At 72.4% G+C, this 14024-nt stretch carries 11 protein-coding genes; 10 read left to right on the top strand and 1 reads right to left on the bottom strand.

Features of this window, described 5'->3' with window-relative positions; all coding sequences use genetic code 11:
- The first annotated feature begins 3 nt into the window (after positions 1–3).
- The 4 genes from ACO0LV_RS12955 (at position 4) to nrdJ (ending at position 5855) form a co-directional block, all read left to right on the top strand.
- The gene (locus ACO0LV_RS12955; protein WP_424788325.1) at positions 4–1080 is read left to right on the top strand and encodes a CbiQ family ECF transporter T component; all 1077 of its coding nucleotides are present in this window, start codon (positions 4–6) and stop codon (positions 1078–1080) included.
- Positions 1077–2777, top strand: coding sequence for an ABC transporter ATP-binding protein (locus ACO0LV_RS12950; RefSeq protein WP_424788324.1), 1701 nt, complete (start codon positions 1077–1079; stop codon positions 2775–2777). Before ACO0LV_RS12955 ends, ACO0LV_RS12950 begins: the two co-directional genes overlap by 4 nt.
- The gene (locus ACO0LV_RS12945) at positions 2774–3640 is read left to right on the top strand and encodes an ECF transporter S component (RefSeq protein ID WP_424788323.1); all 867 of its coding nucleotides are present in this window, start codon (positions 2774–2776) and stop codon (positions 3638–3640) included. Before ACO0LV_RS12950 ends, ACO0LV_RS12945 begins: the two co-directional genes overlap by 4 nt.
- A 94-nt stretch (positions 3641–3734) precedes the next feature.
- Positions 3735–5855, top strand: a complete 2121-nt coding sequence (gene nrdJ, locus ACO0LV_RS12940) for a ribonucleoside-triphosphate reductase, adenosylcobalamin-dependent (RefSeq protein ID WP_424788322.1) — start codon at positions 3735–3737, stop codon at positions 5853–5855.
- Positions 5856–5955: 100 nt separating this feature from the next.
- On the opposite strand, the gene ACO0LV_RS12935 is transcribed toward nrdJ, so the two are convergent.
- Positions 5956–7368 carry a glutamyl-tRNA reductase gene (locus ACO0LV_RS12935; protein WP_424788321.1) on the bottom strand — a complete coding sequence of 471 codons (1413 nt, stop codon included), beginning with the start codon at positions 7366–7368 and terminating at the stop codon, positions 5956–5958.
- Positions 7369–7412: 44 nt separating this feature from the next.
- On the opposite strand from ACO0LV_RS12935, the gene hemE reads away from it, so the two are divergent.
- Genes hemE through hemL form a run of 6 tightly spaced genes read left to right on the top strand, consistent with a single transcriptional unit; the run spans position 7413 to position 13968 of the window.
- Positions 7413–8462, top strand: a complete 1050-nt coding sequence (gene hemE / locus ACO0LV_RS12930; RefSeq protein WP_424788320.1) for a uroporphyrinogen decarboxylase — start codon at positions 7413–7415, stop codon at positions 8460–8462.
- Complete coding sequence (locus ACO0LV_RS12925; protein ID WP_424788319.1) at positions 8459–9865, top strand: protoporphyrinogen/coproporphyrinogen oxidase; 1407 nt, start codon at positions 8459–8461, stop codon at positions 9863–9865. The genes hemE and ACO0LV_RS12925 overlap by 4 nt, the downstream gene beginning before the upstream one ends.
- Positions 9862–10821 (top strand): hydroxymethylbilane synthase, encoded by a 960-nt coding sequence (gene hemC, locus ACO0LV_RS12920; RefSeq protein ID WP_424788318.1) that lies wholly within the window; start codon positions 9862–9864, stop codon positions 10819–10821. The genes ACO0LV_RS12925 and hemC overlap by 4 nt, the downstream gene beginning before the upstream one ends.
- Positions 10818–11651, top strand: a complete 834-nt coding sequence (locus ACO0LV_RS12915; protein ID WP_424788317.1) for a uroporphyrinogen-III synthase — start codon at positions 10818–10820, stop codon at positions 11649–11651. Before hemC ends, ACO0LV_RS12915 begins: the two co-directional genes overlap by 4 nt.
- Entirely contained in the window at positions 11651–12652 is a 1002-nt protein-coding gene (gene hemB / locus ACO0LV_RS12910; protein ID WP_424788316.1) for a porphobilinogen synthase, read from the top strand. Before ACO0LV_RS12915 ends, hemB begins: the two co-directional genes overlap by 1 nt.
- Positions 12649–13968 carry a glutamate-1-semialdehyde 2,1-aminomutase gene (hemL, locus tag ACO0LV_RS12905; RefSeq protein ID WP_424788315.1) on the top strand — a complete coding sequence of 440 codons (1320 nt, stop codon included), beginning with the start codon at positions 12649–12651 and terminating at the stop codon, positions 13966–13968. Before hemB ends, hemL begins: the two co-directional genes overlap by 4 nt.
- The last annotated feature ends 56 nt before the right edge of the window (positions 13969–14024 follow it).

Genomic DNA, 14024 nt, shown 5'->3' with positions numbered 1-14024 from the left:
CCGATGACCGCCGTGGCCCCGGCCCCTCCCACCCCGCTGGTGCGCCCCCGGGTCCCGGAACTGCACCCGCTGGCCTGGTGGGCCTGGGCCGGGGCGGCGGTGATCGCGCTGACCCGCACGGGCGATCCGGTGGGGGTCCTGCTGCTCACCGGTGCGGTGGTGGCGGTGGTGCTGTGGCGCAGGTCGGCGGCGCCCTGGACCCGCATCTTCCGGCTGTACCTGATCATCGCCGCGGCGGTCATCGTGCTGCGGTCGGGCTTCTATGTGCTGTTCGGCATCCGCACCGGCGGGCCGGTGCTGGTGCCCCTGCCGGCACTGCCGCTGCCGGAGTGGGCCGGCGGCATCTCGCTGCTCGGTCCGATCGAGTCCCGCGGGCTGGTGCACGCGTTCTCCGGGGCGATCGCCCTGGCCGCGATCATCGTGTGCTTCGGCGCCGCCAACGCCCTGGCCAACCCCAAGCACGTACTGCGCCACCTGCCCGGCGCGCTGCACGACCTGTCCACCGCGGTGGTCATCGCGGTCACGGTCACCCCCCAGCTCATCGCCTCGGCCCGCACCGTCCGGCGGGCCCGGCGGCTACGGGGCGTGGAGGGCTCCGGCCCCCGGGTGGTGCTGGGCTACGTGCGGCCGGTGCTGGCCGACGCGATGGATCGCGCGATCGCCCTGGCCGCCTCGATGGACTCCCGTGGCTACGCGCGCACCCGCACCCGGGCCTCGGCCGGGCTGAACCTGGCCCTGCTGGTGGCAGTCCTGCTCGCCGGCGTGGGCACCTACGGGCTGCTCGACGCCACGATGCCGGGTTGGCTGGGTCTGCCGGTGCTGGCGGGTGCGGCCGTGCTGGGCGTGCTGACCACCGCCCACGCCTCCCGCCGGGTCCGGCGCACCCGGTACCGGGCGGCTCCGTGGCGGATCCGGGAGACCGCGGTGGTGGCCTGTAGCGCGTCGGCCGCCCTCGCCGTCGTTCTGGCCGGTGACCGGGCGCACCCGGACCCGCTGCCGTGGCTGGGCCTTCCGCTCGGCCTCATCGCCGCAGCGCTCCTCCTGGTGGTGCCGGCGCTGCTGGGACGGGGTGGGCGATGATCCGCTTCGAATCGGTCAGCCTGGTCTACCCGGGATCGACCGCCCCGGTGCTGCGCGATGTGCACCTGGCGATCCCCGAGGGGGAACTGTGCCTGGTCACCGGTGCGACCGGGGCGGGAAAGTCCAGCCTGCTCGGTGCCGCCTGCGCCCGCGTGCCCCACTTCACCGGGGGCGTGCTGACCGGCCGGGTACTCGTGGACGGGCGGGACACCGAAACACACCTTCCGCGCGACCTGGCCGATCTGGTCGGGGTCGTCACCCAGGACCCGCTGCTGGGCTTCGTCACCGATACCGTCGAGGAGGAACTGGCCTTCGCCCTGGAACAACTCGGACTGCCCCGCCCGGTGATGCGCAAGCGGGTCGAGGAGGTCCTGGACCTGCTCGCGCTGGCCCAGCTGCGGGACCGGGCGCTGACCGAGTTGTCCGGCGGGGAGCAGCAGCGGGTGGCCATCGGCGCGGTGATGACGGCCCAACCGCGGATCCTCGTGCTCGACGAGCCGACCTCCGCGCTGGACCCCGGCGCGGCCGAGGACGTGCTGGCGGCCCTGACCCGGTTGGTGCACGACCTGGGCGTGACCGTGCTGCTGGCCGAACACCGGTTGGAGCGGGTGATTCAGTTCGCCGACTCCGTGCTCGAGGTCCATCCCGATGGCACGGTCACCTACGGCGACCCCGGGACGGTCCTGGCCGCCAGTCACAGTGCGCCTCCGGTGGTGGAGCTGGGCCGCCTCGCGGGGTGGGACCCGGTGCCGCTGTCGGTGCGGGACGCGCGCCGGCGTGCCGGGCCGTTGCGCACACGGCTGGGGCCGCCGGACGGCGACGGCGCGCGGGAACCCGGCAGCACCGGCTCGCCCCGGTCGCGGCGGCCGGCAAGGACCACCGACGACGACGCAGGCGGACCGGGAACCGGCGGTGCACCCGGGCATGGGCTGCTGAGCGCGCGCGGCCTGAGCGTCACCTACGGAGGCGTCACCGCGGTGCACGACCTCGACCTGACCCTGCATGCCGGTGAGGTCCTGGCGGTCATGGGTCGCAACGGCTCCGGCAAGTCCTCCCTGCTCTGGGCCCTGCAGGGCACCGGATCACGCTCGGGCGGGCGGGTGAACCTGCTCCGCGCAGCGGGAACACCGGACCCGGCAGCGTTGTCCCCGGCCCGGGCCCGCCGCCACGTGGCCCTGGTGCCCCAGACGCCGGCACACCTGCTCTACCACCAGTCGGTGGCCGCCGAATGCGCCGCAGCCGACACCGATGCCGGGGCGGCCGACGGTACCGCCGCGGACCTGCTCGACCGGATCGCTCCCGGCCTGGACCGGGCCACGAACCCCGCGGACCTGTCCGAGGGCGGACGGCTGGCGCTGGCGCTCGCGGTCCAACTGGCCGCCGACCCGCCGGTGCTGCTTCTGGACGAACCGACCCGCGGGCTGGACTACGGCGCCAAGGAAGCGCTGGCACGGGTGCTCACCGCTCGTGCCCGGGCCGGCCACGGCGTCGTCCTGACCAGTCACGACGTGGAGTTCGTGGCCCGCTGCGCCCACCGGGTGGTGACGTTGGCGCAGGGACAGGTGGTGGCCGATGGCCCGGCGCGGGAGATCCTGGTCGCCTCGCCCACCCTGGCGCCTCAGACCGCGAAGATCCTGCACCCGCTGGGCTACCTGACCGTGGCCGAGGTGCGCCGGGCACTGGAGGCGCGGGCATGAGCCGGGGTCCGGACGCTGCCCCGGCTGTGCCCCTGCGGCCCCGGACCCTCGTGGTCCTGGCCGCCGCCACCGCGGTCGGCCTGGTCATCTTCGGCTGGCCGTTGGTGATGACCGAGGGATTCATCCAGGTCGATCATGTCCCGATCGCGCTCGGTCTGGTGCTGAGCCTGGTGCTGGTGGTGCTGCTGGTGGCGCTGGCCGACGGGGGGATCGGGGTGAAGGCGGTCGCGCTGCTGGGCCTGCTCTCGGCCGTGGGGGTGGTGCTACGACCCCTGGCCGGCGGCACCGCCGGGATCGAGACCGTCTTCCTTCCGTTGGTGCTCGGTGGGCGGGTGCTGGGCCCCGGGTTCGGGTTCGCGCTGGGCTCCACCACGCTGTTTGCCTCGGCGCTGCTCACCGGCGGGGTCGGGCCCTGGTTGCCCTACCAGATGCTGGCCGCCTCCTGGGTGGCGATGGGTGCGGGTCTGTTGCCCCGCGGGGTGCGCGGACGGTGGGAGGTCGCCATGCTCGCCGGGTACGCCGTGATCGCCTCGGTCGGGTACGGGTTGGCGATGAACTTCTCCTTCTGGCCCTTCCAGCTCGGCCTGGGCACCGAACTCTCCTTCGTCCCCGGCGCGGCGGCGGGGGAGAACATCCAGCGGTTCCTCGTCTATGCGGTGACCACCTCACTGGTGTGGGAGATCGGGCGCGCGATCACCACGGTGGTGGGCATCGTGGTGATCGGTCCGCTGGTGCTGGCCACCCTGCGCCGGGGGGCCAGCCAGGTCGGGTTCGCACCCGCTCCGGCCGCTGTGGTGCGACACGCCGACGGAGAACACGCCGACACGCCGGACACAAGATCTGGTGGTCGTTCCGAACCCTGACTACTAGGTGTAGTGTTGGTCATCCAGCGAATTACATTGATGTCGTTCACGCCCCAGCCGCGTCCCAGCCACACCGAAGAAAGCAACTCACCTGATGTTCTCCTTCCAGCTCCCGTCCACGTTCGTCGACTCCTACGCCACCCGGCAGGTGCCGTGGGGCTATGCCGACGCCGCCGGCAACTCCCTGGGTGAGATCACCTTTCTGCGTACCTACTCGCGCCAGCGGGAGGACGGCACCAAGGAACGCTGGCACGAGGTGTGCAGCCGGGTGGTCGAGGGCATGTTCTCCATCCTCAAGGACCACTACACCTCCCAGCGCCTGCCCTGGGACGAGGCGGAGGCGCAGGAGATGGCCCAGGACGCCTACGAGCGGCTGTTCCAGCTCAAGTGGACCCCGCCGGGCCGGGGCCTGTGGGTGATGGGAACCCCGCTGGTCAACGAGGTGGGCAACTCGGCTCCGCTGCAGAACTGCGCGTTCGTGTCCACCGAGGACATGACCGAGCAGGACCCCTCGGCGCCGTTCACGTTCCTCATGGAGGCCTCGATGCTCGGGGTCGGGGTGGGCTTCGACACCCGCGGGGCCAAGAAGGGCTTCACCATCGCAGACCCCACGGTGCACGACTCGGCCACCGGCCTGGAGATCGACGCCGACGGACGCGCACTGCGCCCGGTGGTGGAGGCCGGCACCCCGGTGTTCACCATCCCCGACACCCGCGAGGGCTGGGTGGACTCCACCGCGATGGTGATCGACGCCTACCTCAAGGGCACCGAGCTCCCGGCGATGGACTACGCCCAGATCCGCCCCAAGGGCGCACCGATCAGGACCTTCGGCGGCACCGCCGCGGGACCGGCGCCGCTGCACCGGCTGCACACCGCGATCCGGGGCGTGCTGCACGGCCGCGGCGGCCAGGCCCTGACCACCCGGGACATCGCCGACATCGGCAACCTGATCGGTGTGTGCGTGGTGGCCGGCAACGTGCGCCGCTCCGCCGAGATCCTGCTCGGGGAACTGGACGACCCGGACTTCCTCAACCTGAAAAACCCCGAGGTCTTCCCCGAGCGCAACTCCTACGACGCGCAGGCACCTGGCTGGGCCTGGATGAGCAACAACTCCGTGGTGGTCAACTCCGGCGATGACCTGTCCGGCGTCACCGAGGCGATCTCCCGCAACGGTGAGCCCGGGGTGATCTGGCTGGACACCACCCGCGCCTACGGGCGCCTGGCCGACCCCGCCGACCACAAGGACCACCGGGTGATGGGCTACAACCCCTGCGCCGAGCAGCCCCTGGAGTCCTTCGAGTGCTGCACCCTGGTGGAGTCCTTCCCCTCCCGCGCGGAGTCCAAGGAGGACTTCCTGGCCACCCTCAGGATCGCCTTCCTCTACGGCAAGATCGTCACGCTGCTGTCCACCCACTGGGAGCGCACCAACGCGGTGATGCAGCGCAACCGGCGGGTGGGCACCTCGATGTCGGGCATCGCCGACTTTGTGGACAACCACAGCACCGAGGTGCTGGTCGAGTGGATGGATGAGGGTTACCGGGCGGTCCGGTCCTGGGACGCGGAGTTGTCCGAGAAGCTCGCCGTGCGCGAGTCCATCCGCACCACCACCGTCAAGCCCAGCGGGACCGTGTCCATCGTGGCCGGGGTCTCCCCGGGGGTGCACTGGGCCCCGGGCGGGACCTACTTCGACCGGGCGATCCGGTTCCGCAACGAGGACCCGCTGGTCACCCTGTTCCAGGCCGCCGGGTACCGGGTGGAGCCGGCCAGCGAGGACCCGACCGGCACCACGGTGATCTTCTTCCCGGTCAAGTCAGCAGCCCGCCGCTCCGAGAAGGACGTATCACTGCGGGAGAAGGCCGAGTTGGCCGCGCTGGCGCAGAAGTACTGGTCGGACAACTCCGTCTCGGTGACCCTGTCATTCGACCCCGAGTCCGAGGGCGACCAGATCGGGGACATCCTGACCGACTACGCCGGCCGGCTCAAGACCGCCTCGTTCCTGCCGCAGGGCAACTTCACCTACCCGCAGATGCCCTACACCCAGATCACCCGGGAGGAGTACGAGGCGGCCACGAAGAAACTCATCCCGGCCTTCCTCGATGCGATCTACGACGGCGACATGGAGACCATCGACGCCATCGGTGAGGCGTTCTGCGAGACCGACGACTGCGAGATCGACGACCTGAAGATCAACGCGGACTTCAACGCCGCCACCTGAAGCCACACTGACTGAAGGGCAAGGCGGTACCGTCGCGTCCGGCTGCGGCGAGACCAGGACCGTGCCGGAGGGTCGTGCCGGCCGACATCGGGGCGGACGGTCAACTCGGGGACACCAGGGCGCGCGGGCTCGGCACGGTCCCGGCGGCGCACGTGTCGTGGGCCGTCGTGCGGCGCGGACGGTCACGGGGTAGTGGGTCCTCGCGCTGTACCTGCACGCCGGTGACGAGGGCCAGCGCCTCGATGAACTGTTGACTGCGGCCCTCCCGGCCCGCCGCGCGTGCGGCGACAGTGGGGTCATGGAGGAGTTTGGCGGCCAGCCGGCGTAGGGCTTGCGTCGCCTGGCCGGCGTCCACCACACCGGACATCGGTAGCCGGGCAAGCTCTGCCTCGAGCGCACCACCGACGTGCTCACGCATGGCGACGACGACATCGTCCATGGCCCTCTCCGCCCTTCGTCCGAAGAACTCCTCGACCTCCTCGGCGAGGATCTCCTGGGCGCGGTGGACCTGGCCGTCGGTCGCTGCCGGTGCGTGGCTGCGTACGGTGTTCAGGTCCAGCAGCACCAGACCCGGAAGGTCGGCCACACCGGCGGCGACGTCGCGACGGAGGGCCAGATCCACCAGAACGAGGGGAGTCCTCGCGGGCGACCTCATCGCCAGGGCCTCGGAGGCGGTTTCGACGTCGATGACCGGGGTGCCCGTGCCACGGCAGCAGATGACGAGGTCGGCGGTCGCGAGTGCCGCGACCAGACCGTCGGCGGCCAGGGGCACGACGGCGTTCTTCGCGGCGAACCCCTCGGCCCGGTCGGAGGAGGACCAGACGCTGATGTCGGCGCACGACCGCTTGCGCAGGGCGACGACGGTCGCACCGGCGTAGGCGCCGGTGCCGACGACGACGGCGCGCGCTCCGGCCCAGGTGCCGGCGGGCACCCGCGGTCCGTCCGCGTCGCTCCAGGAGGGAACCTCCCGCGGACAACCCGCACGCGACGTGCGTGCCGAGGCGAGGTCGAGGGCAACGGACACAACCGATCGGCCGGCGGCGGCCAGGTCGGTGGACACGGCGATGCGGCGCGATGCGCGGGAGGCGCGCTGGAAGACGTCCTCGAGCGTCGGTGACGTCGTCCCGTCCGCGCGGGCGGACTGCAGGGCGCGGCGAAGTTGACCGGCGATCTCCCGCTCACCGACGACCATGGAGTCCAGGCCCGCCGCCACCTCGAAGACGTGCCTGACGACCTCCTGGCCGACGGCGTGGGACGTGCGGGCGGCGACGTGTGCGCGCGATGTCCCGGATGTCTCGGCGAGTGCCTGGCGGGCAGCCTCGATCGCGTCGGTCTCGGCCCCCGCCGGCTCGAGGTAGATCTCGACCCTGTTGCAGGTCGAGAGAACGAGCACACCTTCGACCGCGGGATGGGCGGCCAGGCGAGCCCCGGCGGCTTCGGCACCGACCGAGAGTCTCTCGAGTTCTGGCAGGGGTACGTCGTGGTGGTTGGCGGCGAGGATGGCGAGCGGCATTCTGGCAGGTTAACTAACCCCGCAAGGTTTGACACAATGCTTGAGTGAATTCATCTGATGATCTCTCGTCGACCCCCTCCGCCCTGCTGTCCGCCTACTCCGGGGTCCGGCCGGAACGACTGCCCGTGTGGTTCATGCGTCAGGCCGGCCGGTCCCTGCCGGAGTACTGGAAGGTCCGGGAGGGAACCGAGATGCTCGAGTCCTGTCTCCGGCCGGAGTTGTCGGCGGAGATCACCTGCCAGCCGGTGCGGCGGCACGGCGTGGATGCCGCGATCTTCTTCTCCGACATCGTCATCCCCCTGCGACTGGCGGGTGTTGATGTCGAGATCGTCCGGGGTGTGGGCCCGGTCATCGGCTCGCCAGTGCGCACGGCCGCCGACGTCGACCGCCTCACCGCACTACCCGGCGGCGACATGACGGCGATTCGCGAGGGCGTCGGCATCGCCGTGCGCGAGCTCGACGGTGGGAGTGAACCGGTCCCGCTCATCGGTTTCGGTGGTGCCCCGTTCACCCTGGCGGCCTACCTCGTCGAAGGGCGGCCCTCACGGGATCACCTCGCCGCCCGAACGATGATGCACGCAGACCCGGCCGCATGGGCCCGGTTGATGACCTGGGCGGCGGACCGCACCGCGGAGTTCCTCCTCGCCCAGATCGATGCCGGGGCACGCGCGGTCCAACTCTTCGACTCGTGGGCCGGTTCGCTTTCGGTCATCGATTACAGCGAGCGGGTCGCGCCCTACTCCGCCCGCGTCCTGTCCGCTGTCGAGGGCCTGGTGCCGCGGGTTCACTTCGGGACCGGCACCTCGGAGATCCTCACTCTCATGCGCGACACCGGTGCTGAGGTCGTCGGGGTGGACCACCGGATCGGCCTCGACGAGGCTGTCCGGCGGCTCGGTCCCGGCACCGTCGTGCAGGGCAATATCGACCCGGCACTGCTCGCCGCACCGTGGGACGTGCTCCAGCGGCACGTGGAGGATGTGATCGACCGGGGGCGATCGGCCGCTGCGCATGTGCTCAACCTCGGCCACGGTGTTCCTCCCGAGACGGATCCCGGCGTCCTCACCCGTATCGTCGAACTCGCGCACGCGCGATGAGGGATGCAGTGGACGTCGTCGTCGTCGGCGGCGGTATCGGCGGCCTCACGGCGGCGTGGGAGCTGGCCCGCAGCGGACGCCGGGTCACGTTGGTCGAGGCCTCCGACCATCTCGGTGGGCTCGTGCGTCCGCTCGACGTCGGCGGCGTGATCGTCAACCGCGGGCCGGAGGCGTTCGCGGTACGGCGGCCCGCGGTGGCCGAGCTGTGCGCCGAACTCGGGCTGCCCACGGAGCTGCCCGCGCACGGTTCGTGGCTGGTCACCCCGGCACAGGGCGCCTTCCGCGCCCCGGCCCGCGCCATGCTCGGCATCCCCGCGGACCCGAGCTCCCCCGACGTCGTCGCCGCCATCGGTGAGGCCGCGGCGCGACGCGCGGCGCTGGACGCCGATCTGGGCCCGACCCCCGGCTCCGACGCCCGCGACCTCGCGACGCTCATCACCGTTCGGATGGGCGAGGGGCTGCTCGAACGCCTCGTACGACCTCTGGTCTCGGCGATCCACGGCGCCGATCCGTCGGTGCTACCGGTCGACAGTGTCATGCCGGGCCTTCGCGACGCGCTACGGCGCACCGGGTCGCTTGCCGCCGCCGTCGCCGCGACCCTGCCCGAGGGGCCCGCCGTCGCGTCCGTCACCGGAGGCATGCACCTCCTCGCCGAGGCCCTCGCGGAGGCCGCACGCGCCCACGGCGCCACCTTGCTCACACGCGCCCCGGTCGCCGCGATCGAGTCCGGTTCCCGCGGGCGCTGGCGGGTCGTGGTCGCCGGCGGCACGGACGTCCCGGAGGCGCACGACGTCGTCGTGGCGACGTCCGGGGCCGCCACCCTCGCGCTCCTCCAGCCGCACGTCGACACCCACGCGTTGCGGACGACGACGGGTCAGCCGACGACCCACATCACGCTACTCCTCGACGCTCCAGAACTCGACGACGCCCCCCGCGGTAGCGGAGTCATTGCCGCAGAGGGGGTGCCCGGGGCCAAAGCGCTGACCCACGTCACCGCGAAGTGGGACTGGGCCGCCCGGGCCGCCGGGCCAGGGCGGCATGTGATCCGACTCTCCTACGGCCGGCCGGGGCAGGAACCACCCCCCGATTCCGTCGACACCGTCACGGACGCCGCCCGCCTGCTCGGCACCGATCTTCGGGCCGACCAGGTGCGCGACAGCACGGTGGTCCGCCACGCCGGAGCGCTCGTTCCGGCTGATCCGCACGTTCGAGATGCGGTGCTCGACCTGTCCCGGACGATGGCCGGGCGTGGCCTTCACCTTGCCGGCGGGCTCGTCGCGGGGACGGGATTGCCCGCCGTCGTGACGCGGTCGCGGTCGCTCGCCCCGATGCTGGGCGGCCCGGCCAGCGCGCCCGCCCCTCGTGCGGCTGCACGGCCTGCCGATGAGACAGTGGCACTGTGAGCGCCACCTCCGACTCGAGTCCCTGGGTGCTGGGCACCCGGGGCTCCGACCTCGCCCGGACCCAGGCCGGAGGCGTCGCGGACGACCTCGTTGCCGCCGGCGCCGGGCCCTTCGAACTGCGCATCGTGCGCACCGAGGGAGACGTCCGCACCGAGTCCCTCGCCTCGCTCGGTGGTGCCGGCGTCTTTGCCGGAGCACTGCGCGCGGCGCTGGGTGCGGGGACGGTCGACGTCGTCGTCCACTCGCTCAAGGACCTCCCCACGGCGCCTGCCCCGGGGTTACGGATCGCCGCCGTCCCGGTTCGTGCGGATGCCCGGGACGCGCTGTGCGCACGGGAGGGTCGCACCCTCGACACACTGCCGCGAGGCGCCCGTGTCGGAACCGGGTCCCCCCGCCGAGCCGCCCAGCTGCGCGCCGCCCGCCCGGACCTGGACGTCGTCGACATCCGCGGCAACGTCCCAACCCGGCTTGCTCGCACCGAGAACGATCTCGACGCCGTCGTGCTCGCGCTCGCCGGCCTCGCGCGCATCGGGCTCGCCGGCCGCGCGACCGACGTCCTCGACCCGGTCGTGATGCTGCCGGCTCCCGGTCAGGGTGCGCTCGCCATCGAGACCCGCGCCGAGGTGCCTGAGCCGCTGGGTCGGGCCCTTGCGGCCCTGGACCATCTGCCGACCCTGATCGAGGTCACCGCCGAGCGCCAACTCCTCGCCAGTCTGGAGGCCGGCTGCGCCGCCCCCGTCGGTGCGCTCGCGACCCTGGACGGCGAGACGCTCAGGCTCGAGGCGGTTGCGGCGGCGATCGACGGTAGTCGGGTGCTGCGCTCGTGCGGGACGACGTCGGTGGACCTCACGGGCCGGCGTGACGATGTGCTGGCGAGCGTTCGCGAGCTCGGCCACGAACTCGGCACCGAACTCATCGGGCAGGGTGCCGGCGAACTCACCAGGGCAACCCCGTGACCGAGGCGTCGGTCAGCAGTGACTCCCCGGCTCCGGGCTCGCCGCTCTCGGGCCTGCGAGTGCTCGTCCCGCGGGCCGGCGCCGAGGACCCGATCGCGCGCGCGGTCCGGGAGGCCGGGGCTGTGCCCGTGACCGTCGCACTCACCGAGACCGTGCCGGCCCACGACACCGTGATGGAGCGTGCCCTCGCACTCGGCGGTGCTGCGTGGCTGGTGCTCACCTCTGCTCGCACGGTTTCGGTGCTCGCGGACTACGCGGCCCGGACCGGCACGCCGCTCGGGGAGCGCCTTCGCCGTGCCGTTGCGGCCGGCACCCGACTGGCCGTCGTCGGCCCCGCCACCGCGGCTGCGCTCGCCGGCATCGGGCACCCGCCCCACCTGTGTGCCACCGCCCCGGAGTCGGCCAGGACGCTCCTGGCCGGCTTCCCCCGTCCCGGCGGCGGCGGTCGCGTGATCCTGCCGTGCTCCGCCCTCGCCGCGCCGGAACTGGTCCGGGGACTGCGCGAGCGGGGTTGGGACGTCGACCGCCAGGACGTCTACACCACCCGGGGCGCGGACCTCGACGCCGCCGCGCGGGCACGGCTGACCGAGCCGTGGCCGGACGTGATCCTCCTCACCGCGGGCTCAACGGTTCGCGCCCTCGTGGCGCTTCTCGGTCCGCCGCCCTCCTCCACCGCCATCGCCGTCATAGGCGACCCCACCCGGCGCGCCGCCGAGCAGGCCGGGTTACGGGTCGGCGGCGTCGCGCCCGAGGCGACCCCGGCAGGCCTCATCGCTGCCGCCGCCCAGTCACTCCGTCACTGCCACCCCGACCCAGGAGCCGACCACTGATGTCCCCCATGCCTCCGCTCGCCGACCGCCCGCGGCGCCTGCGTGCCAGCGCCCCGTTGCGCCGACTCGTCGCCGAGCACCGCCTCTCGCCCTCCGACCTGGTGCTGCCCGTCTTCCTCGCCGAGGACGCGAGGGAGCCGCGTCCGATCTCCTCGATGCCGGGGGTCGTCCAACACACCGCGGACTCACTGCGCGCTGCGGCACACGAGGCCGCCGCTGCAGGTGTCGGCGGCATCATGCTGTTCGGGGTACCCGCCGTCCGCGACGCCGACGGATCGGGCGCTACTGACCCGGACGGGATCGCCAACCGTGGTCTGGCGATGCTGCGGGAGGAGGTCGGCGCGGACGTCGTCATCATCTCCGATCTGTGCCTCGACGAGTTCACCGACCACGGTCACTGTGGTGTGCTGGCGGCGGACGGCTCGGTCGATAACGATGCGACGCTTCAGCGGTACGCCGAGATGTCGCTCGCCCAGCACGAAGCCGGCGCACATGTTCTGGGTCTGTCCGGCATGATGGACGGCCAGGTGGCCGCCTGCCGTGCCGCGCTGGACGAGGCCGGTGCCACCGGCGCCGCCATCCTCGCGTACTCGGCGAAGTATGCTTCCGCCTTCTACGGGCCCTTCCGTGAGGCGGTGGACTCCCGGCTCCGTGGCGATCGCCGCACCTACCAGATGGACGTCGCGAACCGCACCGAGGGTACGCGCGAGGCGCTTCTGGACCTCGCGCAGGGCGCTGACGTCGTCATGGTCAAGCCGGCGCTCGGCTACCTCGACGTTCTGTCCGACGTCGCCTCGGCCGTCGACATCCCGGTGGCCGCCTACCAGGTGTCGGGCGAACTGGCGATGGTCGAGGCGGCCGCGGCGAACGGCTGGCTGGACCGGGGCCGCACCATCCTCGAGACGCTGACCTCCATCCGCCGCGCGGGAGCCGGCATCATCGCCACCTACTGGGCCACCGAGGTGGCGGGCTGGCTCACCGGACAGCAAGGAGAGAAATGACCACGAACGATGATCTGTTCACCCGGGCGCTCGGCGTCATCCCCGGGGGCGTGGACTCCCCGGTCCGCGCCTACGGCTCCGTTGGCGGCAACCCCCGCTTCATCGCTGCGGCTTCCGGTGCTCGCATCACCGACGTCGAAGGACGCACCTACGTCGACCTTGTGGCCTCGTGGGGGCCGGCACTGCTCGGTCACGCGCACCCCGAGGTTGTCGCTGCCGTCCAGGATGCCGCGGCTGACGGGCTGTCCTTCGGTGCGCCCACGCTCGGTGAGATCGAACTGGCCGAGACCATCCGCGAACGGGTGCCCCCGGCGCAGCGGGTGCGCCTGGTCTCCACCGGAACCGAGGCCACGATGACGGCGGTGCGCCTCGCGCGGGGCGCCACGGGCCGTGACCTCGTCGTCAAGTTCGCCGGTTGCTACCACGGTCACGTCGACTCCCTGCTCGCCGAGGCCGGCTCGGGCGTGGCGACCTTCGGCCTACCCGGTTCCGCCGGGGTCCCGGCGGCAAGCGCCGCACAGACGATCGTGGTGCCGTACAACGACATCGGCGCGATCGAAGCGGTGTTCGCCGAGCGTGGCGAGGAGGTCGCCTGCGTGATCACCGAGGCCGCACCGGCCAATATGGGCGTTGTCGCACCCGCTGCCGGGTTCAATGCGGCCCTGCGGCGTCTCACCGCGCAGCACGGTGCGCTCCTCGTTCTCGACGAGGTGTTGACCGGATTCCGCGTCGGTCCGGCGGGCTGGTGGGGGCTCGAGGGTGCCGAGGAGTCCTGGGCCGCGGACCTCATGACGTTCGGCAAGGTCGTCGGCGGCGGGATGCCGCTGGCCGCGGTTGGGGGTCGTGCAGAACTCATGGAACTCCTCGCCCCGACCGGGCCCGTCTACCAGGCCGGGACCCTGTCCGGGAACCCGCTGGCAACCGCGGCCGGGCTCGCGACGCTCCGGCTCGCCGACGCGAGCGTCTACGCGCACGTCGACCGCGTGGCGGGCGTCATCGCGCAGGCTGCCGGGCAGGCCCTCTCCGCGGCGGGTGTGCCGCATGTGGTCAACCGGGCCGGGAACCTCTTCTCCGTGTTCTTCGGTCCGGACGCCGCGACCGGTGGCGTCCACGACTACGCCGGTGCCACGGCGCAGGAGTCGTGGCGCTATCCGGCATTCTTCCAGGCGATGCTCCAGGCGGGGGTGGCCCTGCCGCCGAGCGTGTACGAGGCGTGGTTCCTCACCGCAGCACACGACGACAACGCTGTGGACGTCATCCTCGAGGCGTTGCCGCGCGCGGCCCGGTCCGCCGCCCGGGCGCTGCCACCTGGTTGATGACGCCGGCGCCGCGGCACACGGCGGTTTGGCTGTCCCTGGGAAGTGTGCCATGC

It is taken from the genome of Pseudactinotalea sp. Z1739 (genome assembly GCF_049725055.1).
Lineage (GTDB): Bacteria > Actinomycetota > Actinomycetes > Actinomycetales > Beutenbergiaceae > CALKWS01.
Note: the sequence above shows the minus strand (reverse complement) of the source record. Positions and strands in the feature narration are given on the sequence as shown.

Bases quoted from the DNA above. Each gene is read 5' to 3' on its own strand.
- ACO0LV_RS12955 (WP_424788325.1), top strand. From the start codon at position 4: ATGACCGCCGTGGCCCCGGCCCCTCCCACCCCGCTGGTGCGCCCCCGG.
- ACO0LV_RS12950 (WP_424788324.1), top strand. From the start codon at position 1,077: ATGATCCGCTTCGAATCGGTCAGCCTGGTCTACCCGGGATCGACCGCC.
- ACO0LV_RS12945 (WP_424788323.1), top strand. From the start codon at position 2,774: ATGAGCCGGGGTCCGGACGCTGCCCCGGCTGTGCCCCTGCGGCCCCGG.
- nrdJ (WP_424788322.1), top strand. From the start codon at position 3,735: ATGTTCTCCTTCCAGCTCCCGTCCACGTTCGTCGACTCCTACGCCACC.
- ACO0LV_RS12935 (WP_424788321.1), bottom strand. From the start codon at position 7,368: ATGCCGCTCGCCATCCTCGCCGCCAACCACCACGACGTACCCCTGCCA.
- ACO0LV_RS12925 (WP_424788319.1), top strand. From the start codon at position 8,459: ATGAGGGATGCAGTGGACGTCGTCGTCGTCGGCGGCGGTATCGGCGGC.
- hemB (WP_424788316.1), top strand. From the start codon at position 11,651: ATGTCCCCCATGCCTCCGCTCGCCGACCGCCCGCGGCGCCTGCGTGCC.
- hemL (WP_424788315.1), top strand. From the start codon at position 12,649: ATGACCACGAACGATGATCTGTTCACCCGGGCGCTCGGCGTCATCCCC.